The sequence below is a fragment of the Caballeronia sp. NCF2 genome, assembly GCF_023631205.1.
GTDB lineage: Bacteria > Pseudomonadota > Gammaproteobacteria > Burkholderiales > Burkholderiaceae > Caballeronia > Caballeronia zhejiangensis.
The window spans coordinates 279,413-296,311 of record NZ_JALQDN010000001.1; the positions used below are offsets into that span (position 1 = coordinate 279,413).

The 16,899-nt window shown below is 65.0% G+C and carries 22 protein-coding genes; 15 read left to right on the plus strand and 7 right to left on the minus strand.

Annotation, left to right across the window (positions count from 1 at the left end; all coding sequences use genetic code 11):
* Positions 1-85 precede the first annotated feature (85 nt).
* Positions 86-568, plus strand: coding sequence for a D-glycero-beta-D-manno-heptose 1-phosphate adenylyltransferase (rfaE2, locus tag NCS02_RS01325; protein ID WP_250522859.1), 483 nt, complete (start codon positions 86-88; stop codon positions 566-568).
* 15 nt (positions 569-583) lie between these two features.
* Here the strand turns inward: rfaE2 and NCS02_RS01330 are convergent, their stop codons facing one another.
* From NCS02_RS01330 to relB, 5 genes are read right to left on the minus strand one after another with little or no spacing between them, the layout of a single operon-like run.
* A complete protein-coding gene (locus tag NCS02_RS01330) occupies positions 584-823 on the minus strand; it encodes a hypothetical protein (protein ID WP_008351832.1) in 240 nt (79 codons plus the stop codon).
* 34 nt (positions 824-857) lie between these two features.
* Positions 858-1,679, minus strand: coding sequence for a type III pantothenate kinase (locus NCS02_RS01335; protein WP_250522860.1), 822 nt, complete (start codon positions 1,677-1,679; stop codon positions 858-860).
* Complete coding sequence (locus NCS02_RS01340; RefSeq protein WP_175979745.1) at positions 1,676-2,572, minus strand: biotin--[acetyl-CoA-carboxylase] ligase; 897 nt, start codon at positions 2,570-2,572, stop codon at positions 1,676-1,678. Before NCS02_RS01340 ends, NCS02_RS01335 begins: the two co-directional genes overlap by 4 nt.
* A 51-nt stretch (positions 2,573-2,623) precedes the next feature.
* Positions 2,624-2,941, minus strand: coding sequence for a type II toxin-antitoxin system RelE/ParE family toxin (locus NCS02_RS01345; RefSeq protein ID WP_350029151.1), 318 nt, complete (start codon positions 2,939-2,941; stop codon positions 2,624-2,626).
* Entirely contained in the window at positions 2,898-3,119 is a 222-nt protein-coding gene (relB, locus tag NCS02_RS01350; protein ID WP_241814077.1) for a type II toxin-antitoxin system RelB family antitoxin, read from the minus strand. The genes NCS02_RS01345 and relB overlap by 44 nt, the downstream gene beginning before the upstream one ends.
* A gap of 153 nt (positions 3,120-3,272) precedes the next feature.
* Here relB and NCS02_RS01355 point away from each other — a divergent pair, with 153 nt between their 5' ends.
* The 7 genes from NCS02_RS01355 to NCS02_RS01385 are packed head-to-tail and all read left to right on the plus strand — an operon-like array spanning position 3,273 to position 9,132.
* On the plus strand, positions 3,273-4,400 hold the full coding sequence (locus NCS02_RS01355; protein WP_008351824.1) for an MlaE family ABC transporter permease: 1,128 nt from the start codon (positions 3,273-3,275) through the stop codon (positions 4,398-4,400).
* Between the two features lie 5 nt (positions 4,401-4,405).
* Positions 4,406-5,284 carry an ABC transporter ATP-binding protein gene (locus NCS02_RS01360; RefSeq protein ID WP_008351823.1) on the plus strand — a complete coding sequence of 293 codons (879 nt, stop codon included), beginning with the start codon at positions 4,406-4,408 and terminating at the stop codon, positions 5,282-5,284.
* A gap of 30 nt (positions 5,285-5,314) precedes the next feature.
* Positions 5,315-6,274, plus strand: a complete 960-nt coding sequence (locus NCS02_RS01365; protein ID WP_175979746.1) for an MlaD family protein — start codon at positions 5,315-5,317, stop codon at positions 6,272-6,274.
* A 13-nt stretch (positions 6,275-6,287) separates the two neighbouring features.
* Positions 6,288-6,914 carry an ABC-type transport auxiliary lipoprotein family protein gene (locus NCS02_RS01370; protein ID WP_008351820.1) on the plus strand — a complete coding sequence of 209 codons (627 nt, stop codon included), beginning with the start codon at positions 6,288-6,290 and terminating at the stop codon, positions 6,912-6,914.
* Between the two features lie 34 nt (positions 6,915-6,948).
* Positions 6,949-8,121 carry a VanZ family protein gene (locus NCS02_RS01375; RefSeq protein WP_250480230.1) on the plus strand — a complete coding sequence of 391 codons (1,173 nt, stop codon included), beginning with the start codon at positions 6,949-6,951 and terminating at the stop codon, positions 8,119-8,121.
* Between the two features lie 58 nt (positions 8,122-8,179).
* Positions 8,180-8,509, plus strand: a complete 330-nt coding sequence (locus tag NCS02_RS01380) for a (2Fe-2S) ferredoxin domain-containing protein (RefSeq protein ID WP_008351817.1) — start codon at positions 8,180-8,182, stop codon at positions 8,507-8,509.
* Positions 8,506-9,132, plus strand: a complete 627-nt coding sequence (locus NCS02_RS01385) for an alpha/beta hydrolase (protein ID WP_250522861.1) — start codon at positions 8,506-8,508, stop codon at positions 9,130-9,132. Before NCS02_RS01380 ends, NCS02_RS01385 begins: the two co-directional genes overlap by 4 nt.
* 12 nt (positions 9,133-9,144) lie before the next feature.
* Here NCS02_RS01385 and NCS02_RS01390 read toward each other — a convergent pair whose 3' ends face one another.
* A complete protein-coding gene (locus tag NCS02_RS01390; RefSeq protein ID WP_144403732.1) occupies positions 9,145-9,468 on the minus strand; it encodes a hypothetical protein in 324 nt (107 codons plus the stop codon).
* 33 nt (positions 9,469-9,501) lie between these two features.
* On the opposite strand from NCS02_RS01390, the gene NCS02_RS01395 reads away from it, so the two are divergent.
* From NCS02_RS01395 to NCS02_RS01405, 3 genes are read left to right on the plus strand one after another with little or no spacing between them, the layout of a single operon-like run.
* Complete coding sequence (locus NCS02_RS01395; RefSeq protein WP_033536586.1) at positions 9,502-10,704, plus strand: D-alanyl-D-alanine carboxypeptidase family protein; 1,203 nt, start codon at positions 9,502-9,504, stop codon at positions 10,702-10,704.
* A gap of 10 nt (positions 10,705-10,714) precedes the next feature.
* A complete protein-coding gene (locus tag NCS02_RS01400) occupies positions 10,715-11,626 on the plus strand; it encodes a D-amino acid aminotransferase (RefSeq protein ID WP_008351813.1) in 912 nt (303 codons plus the stop codon).
* Positions 11,627-11,637: 11 nt separating this feature from the next.
* Entirely contained in the window at positions 11,638-11,946 is a 309-nt protein-coding gene (locus NCS02_RS01405) for a DUF493 family protein (RefSeq protein ID WP_034470775.1), read from the plus strand.
* On the opposite strand, the gene NCS02_RS01410 is transcribed toward NCS02_RS01405, so the two are convergent.
* Entirely contained in the window at positions 11,930-12,883 is a 954-nt protein-coding gene (locus tag NCS02_RS01410) for a transcriptional regulator GcvA (RefSeq protein WP_008351810.1), read from the minus strand. The genes NCS02_RS01405 and NCS02_RS01410 overlap by 17 nt on opposite strands.
* A 123-nt stretch (positions 12,884-13,006) precedes the next feature.
* Between NCS02_RS01410 and NCS02_RS01415 the strand changes: the two genes are divergently transcribed.
* The 4 genes from NCS02_RS01415 (at position 13,007) to NCS02_RS01430 (ending at position 16,877) form a co-directional block, all read left to right on the plus strand.
* Positions 13,007-13,333 carry a DUF2917 domain-containing protein gene (locus NCS02_RS01415; RefSeq protein WP_033536549.1) on the plus strand — a complete coding sequence of 109 codons (327 nt, stop codon included), beginning with the start codon at positions 13,007-13,009 and terminating at the stop codon, positions 13,331-13,333.
* Positions 13,334-13,416: 83 nt separating this feature from the next.
* Positions 13,417-14,181 (plus strand): lipoyl(octanoyl) transferase LipB, encoded by a 765-nt coding sequence (lipB, locus tag NCS02_RS01420; RefSeq protein WP_250480235.1) that lies wholly within the window; start codon positions 13,417-13,419, stop codon positions 14,179-14,181.
* Positions 14,178-15,179, plus strand: coding sequence for a lipoyl synthase (gene lipA, locus NCS02_RS01425; RefSeq protein ID WP_250522862.1), 1,002 nt, complete (start codon positions 14,178-14,180; stop codon positions 15,177-15,179). Before lipB ends, lipA begins: the two co-directional genes overlap by 4 nt.
* A gap of 408 nt (positions 15,180-15,587) precedes the next feature.
* Positions 15,588-16,877: a dicarboxylate/amino acid:cation symporter gene (locus NCS02_RS01430; protein WP_008351804.1), complete on the plus strand. Its 1,290-nt coding sequence runs from the start codon at positions 15,588-15,590 to the stop codon at positions 16,875-16,877.
* The last annotated feature ends 22 nt before the right edge of the window (positions 16,878-16,899 follow it).

The window sequence follows — 16,899 nt, forward strand, 5'->3', positions numbered from 1 at the left end:
AGCACCGGCGAGCCGTTTTGCATTTTTCCCGTGCGAAGCGCCGTGGCACAATGCGCGCTTTCAGCACATCGCAACGAGCGCCGTCATGCCCGCTATTTTCGAACGCAAGATCATCACGCGCGAAGTGCTCGCCGCGCGCCGTCCGACGCTCGCCGGTCCCGTCGTTTTCACCAACGGCGTCTTCGACATCCTTCATCGCGGCCACGTGACCTATCTCGCTGATGCCAAAGCGCTCGGCGCGACGCTCATCGTCGGCGTGAACAGCGATGCGTCGGTACGCACGCTAGGCAAGGGCGACGATCGCCCGATCAATCGGGAAGATGACCGCATGGCGCTGCTCGCCGCGCTGGAGAGCGTCGACTGGGTCGTGAAGTTCGAGGAAACGACGCCGCTGCAATTGATCGAAGCCGTGCACCCCGACGTGCTCGTGAAGGGCGGCGACTACGACATGGACAAGCTGGCCGAATCGGCACTCGTGCGCGGCTGGGGCGGCAAGGCGCTCGCCATCGCGTTCGAGCACGATCGATCGACGACCGCGCTCCTCAAGAAAGTCCGCGCGCAGAGCTGATTCGCACGCGCGCGATCACTGCCCGAGCGGCGCGGTCTGCACGTTGGCGGCAGGCGCCGGTCCGCCGACGCGCGGCTGATCGAACGCTTCTTCGGGACTCAGCGGGCGCGTCGCGAGCGCCTCGGGATGAACCTGCTGCAATAAGTGATGCGGTTCGCGCACGCCGGCCGCGGGAAGCGGGCCGAACATGCCGCGCATGACCGCGAACATCAGCAAGTTGGCGAGAATCAGAAGGGCGATCAGCCAGCGCAGCATTCTTGGGCTCCGTCCGTCAATCAAATCAGAAAAGTCAGGATGAGTGGCGCGCCGTCGCGTCGCGCGCGATGAGCGCGAGGCCGGACAGCACGAGGGAATCGTGTCGGGTGTGCGGCACGTCGAGCGCGCCCGCGATTTCATTTGCCGCGCCGCCGCCCAGCACGAGCCGGACGTCGGCGCGCCAGTCGGCCTTGAGGTCGCGCCACGCACGCTCAATCAGGCTCGCCTGCGCGAGCAGGCATCCGGCGGATAGCGCGGCGGCGGTGTCGGTGGCGAAAAGACTGCGCGTCTGACTCAGCGCCTCACGCGCCGATGCCGCGTCGAGCGTCGGCAATTGCGCCGTATGGCTGCCGAGCGATTCCATCATCAGCGACCAGCCGGGCGCGATGAGGCCGCCGGTGAACACGCCGTCGGGGCGCAGTGCTTCGAGCGTCGTCGCCGTGCCGAAGGTCGCGACCAGCAGATGCTCGCCCGGATACGCCGCGCGCGCTGCGATCATGCCGGCCCAGCGGTCGCTGCCGAGTCGGGCCGGATCGGCATAGGTGTTGATCACGCCGCACTGCTCGGCGCGCGCGCGGACCACGGTGCGCGGCAGCGTCGGCCAGCGCGCGTCGAGCAGGCGCTGGATGCGGTTCTGTACCGGCATGCCCGCGACGTTCGAAATCCACGCGCTCGCCGGCGCGGGAAGTTCGGACCAATCGTCGAGCGCGGCGTCGTCGGCGACGGTCGAGTGATGCGCGTGCTCGAATGCGCCGTTCGCGAGCGACGCGCCGGCTTCATCGACGAGCGACCATTTGATGCGGCTGTTACCCGCATCGATGAGCAGATACGGCGCCTCGGTTCCCGACGCGTTCACGGACGTTCCTTCGCAAGGCGCAGCGTGAGTTCGCCGGTCGTGACGGCGCGCGGGCCTTCGGGCGCGTCGATCAGCAACTGGCCGCCCTCGTCGACGCCCGATGCGATGCCGCGCGTCACTTCCATGCCCTGGTCGATCAGCGCGACTTCACGTCCGGCCCACGCGTGCGCGTCGAGCCAGCGCTGGCGGAACGGCCTGAAGCCCTCGGCTTCGAAGCGCGGCAGCGCTGCGTCGAGCGCGTTGAGGAGCGCGGCGAGAGTGTCGGTGAGATTGGCGTCGGGCCATGCCCGCGCGAGCGCTGCCGGCGCGGCGCCGGGCGCGGATTGCGCGGCGAGCCGGTTGGCTTCGTCGACCTGCGCGGCGAGTTGTTCCGCGCCGTGCAGATTCATGCCGATGCCGATCACGACCGCGGTCGCGTCAGGCGTGTTCCACGCGGTTTCGATGAGAATCCCGGCGAGCTTGCCGTCGTCGAGCAGGACGTCGTTCGGCCATTTCAGCGCAGGACGCGCGGATGGCGTGAGCGGCAGACGCGCGAGCGCATCGAGGACGGCGGTGCCGATGGCGAGACTCAGACCCGACAGCCCTTCGATCGGCCGCCGCAGCACGCAGCCGACCGACATCAGCAGCGCATTGCCCGGTTCGGCGAGCCACGCGCGCCCGCGCCGCCCGCGACCGGCGGATTGCGAGTACGCGACGCGGACGACGGGTGCAGGCGTGCCGTCGCGTCGCGAGGCGCGCAACTGCTCCAAAACGTCGGCGTTGGTGGAGCCCGTTTCGTCGACGATGTCGATGGTCCAGTCGCGAGCGGGCCGCTCGGCAAGCGTCGCAAGCCGCGAGCGGTCGATGCGCCAGGGCGCGTCGGGGGCGAAGGGGGCGAAAGGAGAGGGGGTCATGGCGGGTATTGTAGCCGTGGGATGCGTGTTCGAAGCCCGTGAAACTCCGCTTCAGCGCGTCTTGTCGCTTGGATACCGCCGCCGTGCATGCAGCGAGTCGAGTACAGTGACGCGGTGCGTCACACGGTAAACCACCAGGTAATTCGGATGAACCACCATCTCTCTGGTATTCGACACCCCCCCGTGACGATCGATGTATGGAACATCCGCTAACGTCCGGACTGCTTCCCTGTTCATCGAAAGTAGATTGTCGGCCGCTTGCGGATCACGCTCTTCAATGTATTCGTAGATTTCCCTGAGTTGTCTCCGTGCGCGCGGCCGCCAATCAACGAGCATTCCGTGCCTTTCGCTTGGCCGCCACGAGCGCATCCATTTCCGCGAATACTTGATCGTTGGGAATCGACGGCTCCGGGTCCGCAAGTGACGCTTCTACCTCCGCGCGGAACCAGGCGTCATACAGTTCAGCCTCTTCGAGCGAATCCGAGTTCGGAAATAAGCGGATCGAGTCGTTTGTCCATTGCGGTTGCACCAGAGTTGTCGAAACCATGATGGCTCAGCGACTCAAGTGCACCGCAACACGGAAATTCCGATCCTTGCGCCTTCCAGCCGAAACCCGCCTGCCACCATCCCCGCGTCCCCCCGACACTCTTCGCTACAATGTCCTCTCCCCTTTAACCGCGTCTCATCGCGCCATCGATCCTTGGACTTCGACACGCCGCCGCGCCTAAGAGTGGAAGCCGGTCTGCAGGGCAAGGTGGTCCGGCTATCGGGCCAGTGGACCGCGCTCGCGCTCGCTCGCGATCGCGCGAAGAGCGGCGTCACGCGGCGTCTGCGCGCCATCGGGCGCGAGGCGATCAGCCAGTGGGATCTGCTTTCCGTCGAGCGGCTCGATCACGTCGGCGGCCAGGCGCTCTGGCGCGTGTGGGGACGCAAGATGCCCGCGACCATCGCGCTGTCCGACACGCAGCGCGAAATCTTCGAGCGCGTCGCGCTGCTCGACGCCGAACGCGAGGAACCCGAAGCCGTCGATCGCGTCGATCCGGTCACGCGGCTCGGCCAGCTCATCTTCGGTTTCTTCGATCACCTGTACGGCGGCCTCGCGATGTTCGGCGCCTTCGTGCTCGATCTCATCGGGCTGGTGCGGCGCCCGCAGCGCATTCCGTGGACGGAAATCTCCGCGAACATCTACAGCGCCGGCGCACAGGCGCTCGCGATCACCGCGCTCGTCGCGTTCCTGATCGGCATCGTGTTGAGCTACTTGTCCGCGCAGCAGTTGCAGGCGTTCGGGGCGAACCAGTACATCGTCAATATTCTCGGGCTTTCCGTGATCCGCGAGCTCGGGCCGGTGCTTTCCGCGATTCTCGTCGCGGGCCGCTCGGGTTCGGCGATCACCGCGCAGATCGGCGTGATGCGCGTCACCGAAGAACTCGACGCGATGCAGGTCATGGGCATTCCGCATAGCCTGCGCCTCGTGCTGCCGCGCGTGATCGCGCTCGGCATCGCAATGCCGCTGCTCGTCATGTGGACCAACATCATCGCGCTGACGGGCGGCGCGCTCGCGGCGAAGCTCGTGCTGTCCATCGACATGAACTTCTTCATTCGCTCGCTGCCGTCGGTCGTGCCGATCGCGAACCTGTGGATCGGGCTCGGCAAGGGCGTCGTGTTCGGCATGCTGATCGCGCTCGCCGCGTGTCACTTCGGCTTTCGCATCAAGGCGAATTCGCAGAGTCTCGGCGAAGGCACGACGACGTCCGTGGTGACGTCGATCACCATCGTCATTCTCGCGGACGCCGTCTTCGCGATCCTGTTCCAGAACGTCGGACTCTGACCGCCATGTCGACCACGCTCGCCACCGCCGTTCGTCATCAGCCGCCGCCCGTCATCGCGGAACCGGTGATCGAAGTGCGCGATCTCACCAAGCGCTACGGGCGCACGGTGATTCACGAGCATCTGAATCTGGATGTGCGGCGCGGCGAGATCGTCGCGTTGCTCGGCGGTTCGGGCTCGGGCAAGACCACGCTCGTGCGGCAGATTCTCGGCCTCGAGTCGCCGACATCGGGCACCATTCGCGTGCTCGGCGAGGAATGGGCGCAAATGGACGACGAAACCGCGAAGATGCTGCGCACGCGCTCCGGCATGATGTTTCAGCAAGGCGCGCTGTTTTCGTCGCTGACGGTATATGACAACATCGCGCAGCCGTTTCGCGAACTCGGCAAGATTCCCGAGGACCTGATCCGCGAATTCGTGATGCTGAAGCTCGAAATGGTCGGCCTGTCGTGCAAGCACGCGAGCAAGATGCCGTCCGCGTTGTCGGGCGGAATGGTGAAGCGCGTCGGCATCGCGCGGGCGATCGCGCTCGAGCCCGAACTGCTGTTCCTCGACGAACCCACGGCCGGTCTCGATCCGAAGGCATCGGACGAATTCGTCGATCTGATCGCGACGCTGCATCGCGCGCTCGGTCTGACGGTCGTGATGGTCACGCACGATCTCGACACCATGGTCGCGCTGTCCACGCGCGTCGCGGTGCTGGCGGATCATCGCGTGCTCGTCGCGGCGCCGGTGGAAGAGGCGTGCGCGGTGGATCATCCGTTCATCCGCGAGTACTTTCTGGGGCGACGCGGCCGCCGCGCGTTGCAGGCATTGCCGTCCGAGCGCCGCGCGAAGCTGCCGCCGGCCGCGCTCGAAGATGCGCCGATCGCCGTGAACAAGTAAGCGCGAAGCGAGCGCCAAAGGAACCTGCCGATGGAAAACAAATCACACGCGTTCTGGACCGGGCTTTTCACGATCGTGCTCGTGCTGGCCATCGCGTTCGCCGTGTTCTTCTTCAACGTCGATCGCACCGTGCGCGTGCCGTACGATCTGATCGCGCGCACCAACGTGACCGGCCTCTTCACGGACGCGGCCGTGCGCTATCGCGGCCTGGGCGTCGGCAAGGTGCAGTCGATCAGCTTCGACAAGTCGCATCCGGGGCAGATCCGCATCCGCATTGTCGTCGACAAGAACGCGCCGATGACGCATTCCACGTACGCGACGCTCGGCTTTCAGGGCGTGACGGGCATCGCGTTCGTGCAGCTCGACGACACCGGCACCGATACGGCCGCGCTGGCTTCGTCGCCGCAGCACGTCGCCGAAGTGCCGATGCGTCCCGGTCTTTTCGAGCAGTTGCAGCAGCGCGGCGACATCATCCTGAAGAAGTTCGAGCGCCTTTCCGACGACGCCGACAAGTTCCTCTCCGACGACGTGCGCAATCAGCTCATGGCGACGACGAAGAGCCTGCAAACCGCCGCCGACGGCATCGCGACGCTCGCGAGCCAGGTGCAGCCCGCGACGGCGCAGTTGCCGCAGACGCTCAGGCAGATCAACACGACGCTCGCCTCGACGCATCAGCTCGTGCAGAACCTGAATCGTCCGGACGGCCCGCTCGTGTCCAACTTGAACAAGGCGGGCAAGGCCGCCGAAGACGCGGGCGCGGCGCTCGCGGACATGAACGAATCGCTGCGTTTCATCACGGCGCGCGTCGGTTTCGAGGCGTTGCCGCGCTTCTATTCGTTCAGCGACGACGTGAGCGCGGCGGCGCGTTCCGTCGATCGCGCCGCCGACGCGTTCAGCACCAATCCGCGCAGCGTGCTCTTCGGCGCGCCGCAGAAGGAGCCGGGACCGGGCGAGCCGGGCTTCGCGTGGCCGGCGAAAGCGGCGCATTGATCGGGGAAAAGATATGACGGACATCGACATGAAAGGAGCGGTCGCGGCGTTCGCGCTCGGCTGCGCCGCGTTGCTCGCAGGTTGCGGATCGACGTCGACCGCGATGCCGAACGCGCATTACGACCTCGGCGCGATACCGGCTGCCAACGCAAGCGCCAACGCCGCGCCGATGCCGCCGGTCAAAGTGCTCGCGGTGGGCGCGCCGCGCAGTCTCGAAACCGATTCGTTCGCGTATCGGCTGAGCTATGTCGATGCACAGCGCACCGGCAACTATTCGAACAGCCACTGGACGATGCCGCCCGCGCAGTTGCTGACGCAACGCCTGCGCGATGCGCTCGCGGCGCGCGGCCCGGTTCTGTCGGGCGCCGATCCGGTGCGCGCCGTGCCGCTGCTCGAAGTCGAGCTGACGAGCTTCGAACAGGTCTTCGATGCGCCCGAGCAAAGCCGCGGCCTCGTGTCGGTGCGCGCGACGCTCACGCAGCAAGGCCGCGTCGTCGGCCAGCGCAGCTTCGCCGCGAGCGCGCCCGCGCCGAGCGCCGATGCCCCCGGCGGCGCGCGGGCGCTCGCGGCTGCATCGGACGATGTGATCGCGCAACTTTCCGCGTGGCTCGCCGCGCAGCCGCTCTCCGCGTCACGATGATCTTCCGCCCAGCATCGAAGCGTCCGGGCGGCTCATGACGATCAAGCAATGGCAGCGTCGCCCGTCGGCGTTCTCCCGGCAGGCGCTCGCCGCGTATGCGGCGCTCGTCGTCTACGGTTCGCTTTATCCGTTTTCCGGCTGGCGCTCGCTCGGATTGAGCCCGTTCGCGTATCTCACCGATCCGCTGCCGCAATATCTGACCGTTTTCGATGTCGTGACCAACGTGCTCGGCTACATGCCGCTCGGCGCGCTGATCGTGCTCGCGCTCTATCCGCGTCTGCGCGGCACATTCGCGGTCGGCGCGGCGCTCATCGGCGGCGCGCTGCTCTCCGGCGCGATGGAAGCGATCCAGACGTATCTGCCGACGCGCGTCGCCTCGAACCTCGATCTCGCCGCGAACGCGTTCGGCGCGCTCGTCGGCGGCATGCTGATCGCGCCCGCGACGAGCGCGCTGCTCGATCGCGGCCTGTTGCGGCGCATCCGCTTTACGTGGTTCGAACGCGACGCGGCGTATGTGCTCGGGCTGACGGCGCTCTGGCCGTTCGCGGCGATGTTCCCCGCGCCGTATCTCTTCGGCGGCGGCGATCTTCCGCGCGTGCTGTGGGACGAGCTCGACCCGGCGATGCAGGACGCGATTCTCGCGTGGACGCCCGCCGCGTGGGACATCGAAAGCTGGCCGGACCGGCTCGGCGCGCTTCTGCCGGACGACGCCTGGGAAGCGCTGATCACATCGACGAGCCTGTTCGCCGCGCTCGTGCTCGCGACGCTGCTCACGCGGCAGCGCGCGCCACGCATCCGGCTGATGCTCGGCCTGATCGCGATGACGATCTTCGCGAAAGCGGGCGCAAGCTTTCTGCAGTCGCGCGCGGGCCTGACCTTCGACTGGGCGACGGACGGCGCGCTGGAAGGCATCGCCATCGCGACGATCGCGGGCGTGCTGTCGGTCGCGTTGCCGCGCGGCTTGCGCGCGGCGCTCGCGGGCGGGGCGCTCGTGATCTCGCTCGCGCTCATCAATCTGCTGCCGGTGAATCCGTATTTCGACATCGTGCTCGCCGACTGGCGGCAGGGCCGCTATCTGCATTTCAACGGGCTTGCGCACTGGCTCGCGTGGGTGTGGCCGTACGCGGCGCTCGGCTGGCTCGCTTCGGCGGCGGAGCGCGCGTGGCTCGCGCGGCGGCGCGCGCGCAAGGCGGGGCGCTCGGCCTGATACGGCGGGCACGAACATCGCTGGCTATAATCGACCGACACTCTCATCGCACCCGCTCATGGATTCCTTCTACAAGTACCACGTGTTCTTCTGCCTGAACCAGCGCGAAGCCGATGCGGCGCGTCCGAGCTGCGCGAACTGCAACGCGCAGGCCATGCAGGAATACGCTAAAAAGCGCGTGAAAAAACTGGGTCTCGCGGGCGAAGGCAACGTGCGGATCAACAAGGCCGGCTGCCTCGACCGCTGCGAACTCGGGCCGGTCGTGGTCGTGTATCCGGAAGGCACCTGGTACACGTATGTCGATGAAACCGACATCGACGAGATCGTCGATTCGCATCTCGCCAACGGCAAAATCGTCGAACGTCTTCTGATCGATCAACCCGCATGAACGCGCAAACCGAAAAGTTTCTCATCGACGGTCCGGTCGGCAAGATCGAATGCGCGCTCGACAAGACCGACAGCGCGCCGCGCGGCATCGCGCTCGTCGCGCATCCGCATCCGCTTTTCGGCGGCACGATGGACAACAAGGTCGCGCAGACGCTCGCGCGCACGTTCGTCCAGCTCGGCTACACGACGTATCGCTCGAACTTTCGCGGCGTCGGGCAGACGGGCGGCGAGCATGACAACGGCATCGGCGAACAGGACGATCTGCTCGCGCTGATCGATCACATGCGCGCGCAGCCGGGTCAGGCGGACGTGCCGATCGTGCTCGCGGGCTTTTCGTTCGGCACCTTCGTGCTGTCGCACGTCGCGAAGCGCATGCGTGATGCCGGCAAGAACATCGAGCGCATGGTGTTCGTCGGCACGGCGGCGAGCCGCTGGGAAGTCGCGCCCGTGCCCGACACGACGCTCGTGATCCACGGCGAAGTCGACGACACCGTGCCGATTCAATCCGTCTACGACTGGGCGCGGCCGCAGGAACTGCCCGTCGTCGTAATTCCGGGCGGCGAGCATTTCTTCCATCGCAAGCTGCATATCCTGAAGCGCGTGATCGTCGACGCGTGGCGTTGAGCGCATCGCTCGTCATCGATCGGCAAAAGCGGCTAAGCGCAGCCTGAAAAACGTTAAAACGAGCGGCAACCGCGCAGATTCCAAGGAAAACGGAAGCGGCCCGCGCGTATAATGGCGCAGAATTTTTTCACGGATTCCGGCCGCGCGACGTTGCATTCGACGTATCGCGGCCGTCGAAACCCCGGCTTCTGAGAACCGTTTTTGCGTCCGTCTGTCGAACGAGCGCTTTTCGCCGCGGCGCCGCGCGTGCCGCTGTCCTGGCGAAATGCCCGACCGACAGCGACGGTCAGCCTGTTCAACCCGTGCTTCGCCGATCATCCGATCCTCGATCGTCATCGTCGCAGCGTGCTTTTTCCGCCGATCGATCCTATGCGCTTTGTCCCTTCCGGCCTGTCTTTTCCTTCCGTTTCCGTTTCCGCAAAAGCCGTTTTCGTTCTGCCCGCCGTGCTGGCGGCGGCGAGCGCTTTCGCCCAGGTTCCGCCGCCCGACGTGACGGCCCGTTCGTGGGTGCTCGTCGACGCCACCAGCAATCAGGTGCTCGCCTCGGGCAATCCCGATGAGCGCGTCGAGCCGGCATCGCTCACCAAGCTGATGACCGCGTATCTCGTCTTCGATGCGTTGAAGTCGAAGAAGATCAACATGGATCAGACCGTCATGCCGAGCGAGGCCGTGCGCCGCGTGCGCACCGACGAGTCGCGCATGTTCATCGAGGCGAACAAGCCCGTCACCGTGCACGATCTCGTGTACGGCATGATCGTGCAGTCGGGCAACGACGCGGCCATCGCGCTCGCGGAACTCGTCGGCGGCAGCGAAGGCAACTTCGTCACGCTGATGAACGCGGCGGCGAAGCGCATCGGCATGACACACACGAATTTCGCCGATGTGAACGGCATGCCCGATCCGCAGCACTACACGACCGCGGGCGATCTCGCCGTGCTGTCGACGCGCCTGATCCGCGACTTCCCCGAGTACTACAGCATCTTCTCGGTGAAGGACTTCACGTACAACAAGATCAAGCAGCCGAACCGCAATCGCCTGCTGTGGCTCGATCCGACCGTCGACGGCCTCAAGACCGGCCACACGAAGGCCGCCGGCTACTGCCTGATCGCGACCGCGAAGCGTTCGCTCGTCGGCGTGCCCGACGCGAGCCGCCGCCTCGTCGCCGTGATGATGGGCGAGCCGAAAGAACACAACCGCGTGCAGGACAGCCTGAAGATGCTGAACTACGGCTACACCGCGTACGACGCGCTGCGTCTGTACAAGGCGAATCAGGTGATCGATTCGCCGCGCGTGTACAAGGGCGCGGCCGACAACGTGCAGGCGGGCGTCACGACGGATCAGTACATCACCGTGCCGAAGGGCTTGGGCGAGAAGGTCAAGCCAACGGTCACGCACGACAATCTGATCGTCGCGCCGATCAAGAAGGGCCAGCAGATCGGCAGCGTCAAGATGATGGCCGATGGCAAGGAAGTCGCGCAGTTCCCGCTCGTCGCGTTGCAGGATGTGCCGGAAGCGGGCATCTTCGGCCGCCTGTGGGATTCGGCGCTGCTCTGGTGGCAAAAGCGTAAGTAAGGAGCCTGTGATGAGCCAAGCCGAAGCATTCGATCCGACGGTCTATCTGAACGGCGAGTGGGGACCGCTTTCCGAAGCGCGCATTCCCGTGCTCGATCGCGGTTTCATCTTCGGCGACGGCGTGTACGAAGTCGTGCCGCTCTACGCGCAAGCCGACGGCGCGCGTCTGCCGTTCCGCCTGAAGCAGCATCTGGCGCGGCTCGATCGCAGTCTCGGCAAGATTCGCATCGGCAATCCGTTCGATGACGCCGGCTGGCGCGCGCTGATCGATCGCGTCATCGCGGAGAACGCCGGCGCGGGCGATGCGCTCGTCTACATCCAGGTGACGCGCGGCGTCGCCAAACGGCGCGGGCACGCGTTCCCGGCGGGAATCGTGCCGACCGTGTTCGTCATGCTCGGCCAGCTCGTGTTCCCGAGCGCGGCGGATCGCGCGCGCGGCGCCGTCGCCGTCACCGCCGAAGACAAACGCTGGCTGCATTGCGACATCAAATCGGTCTCGTTGCTCGGCAACGTGCTGATGGCGCAGCACGCCGCCGAAAACGACGCGCTCGAAACCATTCAGTTGCGCGACGGCTTGCTTACCGAGGGTTCGTCCTCAAATGTGTGGATCGTGAAGGGCGGCACGCTGCTGGGCGCGCCGCGCGGACCGCGCATTCTCGAAGGCATCCGCTACGGGCTCATCGAGGAACTGGCGCGCGAGGCGGGTATCGCGTTCGAGGAGCGCGACATCACCGAAGCAGAATTGCGTTCGGCGGACGAAGTCATGATCAGCTCGGCGACGAAAGAAGTCATGCCGGTCACGACGCTCGACGGCAAGAGCGTCGGCGACGGCCGCCCCGGTCCGGTCTATGCTGCACTGTACGACGCCTACCAGCGGGCCAAAGCGCGCGAGTTCGCCGAAGAGGCCAAGCGCGGCAAGTGAAGGAGAAAGTCATGACTGACAAGCCACAAGCCACCGATCCGACCGACAGCGCCAAGCACAGCGCCGACGAGCTGTTCGATTTTCCCTGCGATTTCCCGATCAAGGTGATGGGCAAGACGCATCCGGAATTCCACGACACGATCGTCGATGTGCTCAAGGCTTTCGACAAGGATTTCGACGCGTCGCGTGTGGAGTCGCGCCCGTCTTCGGGCGGCAACTACACCGGTCTCACCTGCACCGTGCGCGCGCAGAATCGCGCGCATCTCGACGATATCTATCGCGCGCTCACCGGCCATCCGATGGTCAAGGTAGTGCTTTGATCTTGCCCGCGGGCGCATCGCACACCGCCGGCGTGCGCTCGTAGAGCAGCCTGAACTGCTCCGCTTCCTCGAAAACCCACTCCCTGAACGCGTGGACGCGCTTCGTCTGAAGCAGCGCGGTCGGGCACACGAAGTAATACTTCCACGGACTCGGCCCTTCGACATTGAAAAGCCGCACGAGCCGTCCCGCGATGATTTCCTGCATCGCGAGCGAACGGCGCACGAGCGCGATGCCCTGACCGTCGATCGCCGCCTGCAGCAAATTCGACGAATCCTCATACAAGACGCCGCGCTTCGGTTCGGGCAGATCGGTGAGTCCCGCGGCGTCGAACCACGGACGCCAGAGCTCGTCGTCCGAGCGCAGAAGCGGCAGCTTTTCCAGATCGCGCGGCACGCGGGGCAGCGCGCCGCCGCGAAAGTTCGGTGAGCACGCCGGGAAAAAAACCTCGTCGAGCAATTCCTCGGTGTGCAGACCCGCGTACTTGCCGTAGCCGAAACGCAGCGCCACGTCCGCGTCGTCGCGGTTGAAATCGATGAGCGAGGCCGTCGTCAGCAGTTCGAGATCGATATCCGGATGCTGCTCGATGAATCTGCCGACGCGCGGCGTCAGCCAGCGGGCGGAAAACGACGGAATCGTCGATACGATCAGCCGCCGGTCGCGATCGCCGGAGCGGATGCGGCGCGTCGATTCCGCCAGCGCGACGAGCGCCGAGCGCACTTCCGCTGCGTACTGCCGGCCGCGATCGGTGAGACGCACGCGTTTGCCGTCGCGCGCGAACAGCGACACGCCGAGCTCCGACTCCAGCGCGCGAATCTGATGACTGACCGCGCCGTGCGTGACGAAAAGCTCGTCGGCGGCGCGGGAAAAGCTCTCGTGACGGGCGGCGGCTTCGAAGGCGCGCAGCGCGTTCAGGGCGGGAAGCTGGCGGAGGTCCATATGGATTGTCGGCGGTGTCGTTGTCAATACAGCTCACATAGCAGTGAAAATTGATCGTTTTGCCTGATGCCTTGTCACGCCTAGGATTGTAGTCATCGAAACGTTCCCTTGGCGGAGTGGATCATGCGAGAAATATCAACAAGCGTCACCTTCGAAATCAAGCCCGGCGAAACCGTGCCGATGAGAATTGCGCGCGGCACGCGTCTCATGGTCCACGGCAGTCCCGTCTGGGCGACGCGAAGCAACGACATCGAGGATTACTGGCTCGTGCCCGGCGACAATCTCAAGCTGCGCGAGCGCGAGCGGCTCTGGCTTTCCGTCGAGGGCGACCGTCCGGCCTATGTCGTCTTCACGATCCTGCCGCGCTGCGACGAACGCGCGATGCACTGGGTTTCGACGCGCATCGAGCGTCTCGCGCAGCGGTTGCGCTCCGGATGGAGAACCGTCTGACCCCAAGTATTCGCATTTGCCATCGAAGGCATGCGAATTCACCATCGGCGGGCATGGGGCTATTTCGGTAAACTACCGGCACCATGTTCGCTACACCGCTCGCCATCCCACAAGCAATCCACGACGCGCCCGCCACCGTGCTCAGTTCCGGTGACTTTCCGGTCGCGTTGCGCTGGCGCGGTCTCGAACCGTACAGCCAGAGCTTCGACGCGATGCGCGCCTTCACCGACGCCCGCACGCCCGAAACACAGGACGAAATCTGGCTCGTCGAGCATCCGCCCGTCTTCACGCTCGGTCTCGCGGGGGATCCGGCGCATCTGCTGCTCGCCGAAAGCGGCATTCCGCTCGTCAAGGTGGATCGGGGCGGACAGATCACGTATCACGGGCCGGGGCAGATCGTCGCTTATCTGCTGATCGACCTGCGCCGCCGCAAGCTCATGGTGCGCGAGCTAGTGCGGCGCATCGAAGAGGCCGTGATCGAAACCCTCGCGACGTATAATCTCGCGACCGACCGCAAGGCCGGCGCGCCGGGCATTTACGTGGCGCGGCATCCTCAAGGCGCGAACGATCGTACGCAGGCGCATGAAGGCGCGAAGATCGCCGCGCTCGGACTCAAGATTCGCAACGGCTGCAGTTATCACGGCGTGAGCCTCAATGTGCGAATGGACCTGCAGCCGTTCCTCGCAATCAACCCGTGCGGCTACGCGGGGCTCGAAACGGTCGACATGGCGACGCTCGGCGTCGCGGCCGACTGGCGCGACGTAGCTCTCGTGCTGGCCGAACGGCTGGCACTTCAAATCGGCGGCCTCCCCGCAATTGCCGCTGCAACAACCGGATCGACCGAATGACTGACGCAACCGCAAACCTGGCTGGCGACACCGCCGCTTCTGCTTCGTCGCCCGCCGCTTACGACGCCACTGCAAAGCAGAAGGCACAGGCGAAGACATCGCGCATTCCGATCAAGGTCATTCCGATCGAGAAGCTGAAGAAGCCGGAGTGGATTCGCGTACGCACCGCGACGGGCAACTCGCGCTTCAACGAGATCAAGAAGATCCTGCGCGAGCACAGTCTTCATACGGTTTGCGAGGAAGCGAGCTGCCCGAACATCGGCGAATGCTTCGGCAAGGGCACCGCGACGTTCATGATCATGGGCGACAAGTGCACGCGCCGCTGTCCGTTCTGCGATGTCGGACACGGCCGCCCCGATCCGCTCGACGCCGACGAGCCGCTGAATCTCGCGCGCACCATCGGCGCGCTGAAGCTGAAATACGTGGTGATCACGTCCGTCGATCGCGACGATCTGCGCGATGGCGGCGCCGCGCACTTCGTCGAGTGCATCAGGCAGGTTCGCGAGCATTCGCCGGAAACGCGCATCGAAATTCTGACGCCGGACTTCCGCGGGCGTCTGGATCGCGCGATCGGCATTCTGACCGCCGTGCCGCCCGATGTGATGAACCACAACCTCGAAACGGTGCCGCGTCTCTACAAGGAAGCGCGCCCGGGTTCGGATTATCACCATTCGCTGAAGTTGCTGAAGGACTTCAAGGCGCTGCATCCGGAAGTCGCGACGAAATCGGGCCTGATGGTGGGTCTCGGCGAAACGGAAGAGGAAATTCTTCAGGTGATGCGCGACCTGCGCGCCCACGACGTCGACATGCTGACGATCGGGCAGTATCTGCAGCCTTCGGAGCATCATCTGCCGGTGCGGGCGTACGTGCATCCGGATACCTTCAAGATGTACGAGGAAGAGGCGTACAAGATGGGCTTCACGCACGCGGCGGTCGGCGCGATGGTGCGCTCGAGCTATCACGCGGATGTGCAGGCGCATGGGGCGGGCGTGGTTTGACGCCGGTTTTGCCCTTCCGCTGAGAGAAAGCCCACCGGAGACGGTGGGTTTTTTGTTTCTCGTAATCGAGGCGCTAACCGTCCAGAACCCCGGACGCCCGCATTCCGGATTTCCGGAATCCCGGATTCGAAGCCGCCAGCCGCTCAGAAAACTCCCATAGAATCATCGGCTTAAGCGAAACTTAAACCTGGCATTGCCCTTGCGATACAAACGGCACGGCCCATGAGCCGCCCATAAAAGTCAAGGAGACAAGCCGATGACCCCTCTCGCATCCAAACGTCCCTGATCCGTCGACGAAGCGGCTATCGCCCATCGACGCGTTCAGACGTGCCCACACACGCCCGCCCCGCGTCAACGCTCGCCGCTGGCCGTACTTCCGCCAACTGCTTGTTATCGCCTGGAAACATCGTGAAAAAACCCATCCATAAAGTCCTGTACGTGCAGGTGATCGTCGCGATCATCATCGGCATCGCGCTCGGGCACTTCTATCCCTCGCTCGCCACCGACATGAAGCCGCTCGGCGACGGGTTCATCAAACTCATCAAGATGGTCATCGGCCCGATCATCTTCTGTACCGTCGTGACCGGCATCGCCGGCATGGAAGACATGAAGAAGGTCGGCCGCGTCGGCGGCAAGGCGCTGCTGTACTTCGAAGTCGTGTCGACGTTCGCGCTGATCCTCGGTCTCGCCGCGACGCACCTCCTGCGGCCGGGCGTCGGCTTCAACGTCGATCCTTCGACGCTCGACCACAAGGCCGTCGATTCCTTCGCGACGAAGGCGCACGGCCAGAGCACGGTCGATTTCTTCCTGCACATCATCCCGGACACGCTGGTGTCGGCGTTCGCGCAGGGCGAAATCCTCCAGATCCTGCTGATCGCGCTCCTGTTCGGCGCGGTGCTCGCGCATATCGGCGAGCGCGGCAAGGTCGTGACGACGTTCATCGAAGGTCTGTCGAGCATCCTGTTCGGCATGGTCGGCATCATCACGAAGCTCGCGCCGATCGGTGCGTTCGGCGCGATGGCGTTCACCATCGGCAAGTACGGCATCGGTTCGCTGCTGCCGATGCTCAAGCTCATCGGCACGTTCTATCTGACGTCGATCGTCTTCGTCGTCGTGGTGCTCGGTGCGATCGCGCGCATGGTGGGCTTCAACATCCTGAAGTTCATCGCGTACATCAAGGAAGAAATGCTGATCGTGCTCGGCACGTCGTCGTCGGAAGCCGCGCTGCCGCAACTGATGCTCAAGCTCGAAAAGCTCGGCTGCTCGCGTTCGGTCGTGGGTCTCGTCGTGCCGACAGGCTACTCGTTCAACCTCGACGGCACCAACATCTACATGACGATGGCCGTGCTGTTCATCGCGCAGGCGACCAACACCGATCTCTCGTGGGGCCAGCAACTGACGCTGCTCGCCGTGACGATGCTCACGTCGAAGGGCGCTTCGGGCGTGACCGGCGCAGGCTTCATCACACTGGCCGCGACGCTCGCCGTCGTGCCGACGATTCCGCTCGCGGGCATGGTGCTGATTCTCGGCATCGACCGCTTCATGTCGGAATGCCGCGCGCTGACGAACATCGTCGGTAACGGCGTGGCGACGGTCGTCGTGTCGGCATGGGAGAAGGAGCTGGATCGCAGCAAGCTGAAGGCGGCGTTGTCGCGCGATGTCGACGTGACCGACGCCGAAGAAGCGAAGTCGGTCTGAATCCGCACTGAAGCCGGAAGCG

Coding starts and splice junctions, on each gene's coding strand:
- rfaE2 (WP_250522859.1), top strand. CDS start 86: ATGCCCGCTATTTTCGAACGCAAGATCATCACGCGCGAAGTGCTCGCC.
- NCS02_RS01330 (WP_008351832.1), bottom strand. CDS start 823: ATGCTGCGCTGGCTGATCGCCCTTCTGATTCTCGCCAACTTGCTGATG.
- NCS02_RS01340 (WP_175979745.1), bottom strand. CDS start 2,572: ATGACCCCCTCTCCTTTCGCCCCCTTCGCCCCCGACGCGCCCTGGCGC.
- NCS02_RS01345 (WP_350029151.1), bottom strand. CDS start 2,941: ATGCGCTCGTGGCGGCCAAGCGAAAGGCACGGAATGCTCGTTGATTGG.
- relB (WP_241814077.1), bottom strand. CDS start 3,119: ATGGTTTCGACAACTCTGGTGCAACCGCAATGGACAAACGACTCGATC.
- NCS02_RS01360 (WP_008351823.1), top strand. CDS start 4,406: ATGTCGACCACGCTCGCCACCGCCGTTCGTCATCAGCCGCCGCCCGTC.
- NCS02_RS01365 (WP_175979746.1), top strand. CDS start 5,315: ATGGAAAACAAATCACACGCGTTCTGGACCGGGCTTTTCACGATCGTG.
- NCS02_RS01370 (WP_008351820.1), top strand. CDS start 6,288: ATGACGGACATCGACATGAAAGGAGCGGTCGCGGCGTTCGCGCTCGGC.
- NCS02_RS01375 (WP_250480230.1), top strand. CDS start 6,949: ATGACGATCAAGCAATGGCAGCGTCGCCCGTCGGCGTTCTCCCGGCAG.
- NCS02_RS01380 (WP_008351817.1), top strand. CDS start 8,180: ATGGATTCCTTCTACAAGTACCACGTGTTCTTCTGCCTGAACCAGCGC.
- NCS02_RS01385 (WP_250522861.1), top strand. CDS start 8,506: ATGAACGCGCAAACCGAAAAGTTTCTCATCGACGGTCCGGTCGGCAAG.
- NCS02_RS01390 (WP_144403732.1), bottom strand. CDS start 9,468: ATGACGATCGAGGATCGGATGATCGGCGAAGCACGGGTTGAACAGGCT.
- NCS02_RS01395 (WP_033536586.1), top strand. CDS start 9,502: ATGCGCTTTGTCCCTTCCGGCCTGTCTTTTCCTTCCGTTTCCGTTTCC.
- NCS02_RS01400 (WP_008351813.1), top strand. CDS start 10,715: ATGAGCCAAGCCGAAGCATTCGATCCGACGGTCTATCTGAACGGCGAG.
- NCS02_RS01405 (WP_034470775.1), top strand. CDS start 11,638: ATGACTGACAAGCCACAAGCCACCGATCCGACCGACAGCGCCAAGCAC.
- NCS02_RS01410 (WP_008351810.1), bottom strand. CDS start 12,883: ATGGACCTCCGCCAGCTTCCCGCCCTGAACGCGCTGCGCGCCTTCGAA.
- NCS02_RS01415 (WP_033536549.1), top strand. CDS start 13,007: ATGCGAGAAATATCAACAAGCGTCACCTTCGAAATCAAGCCCGGCGAA.
- lipB (WP_250480235.1), top strand. CDS start 13,417: ATGTTCGCTACACCGCTCGCCATCCCACAAGCAATCCACGACGCGCCC.
- lipA (WP_250522862.1), top strand. CDS start 14,178: ATGACTGACGCAACCGCAAACCTGGCTGGCGACACCGCCGCTTCTGCT.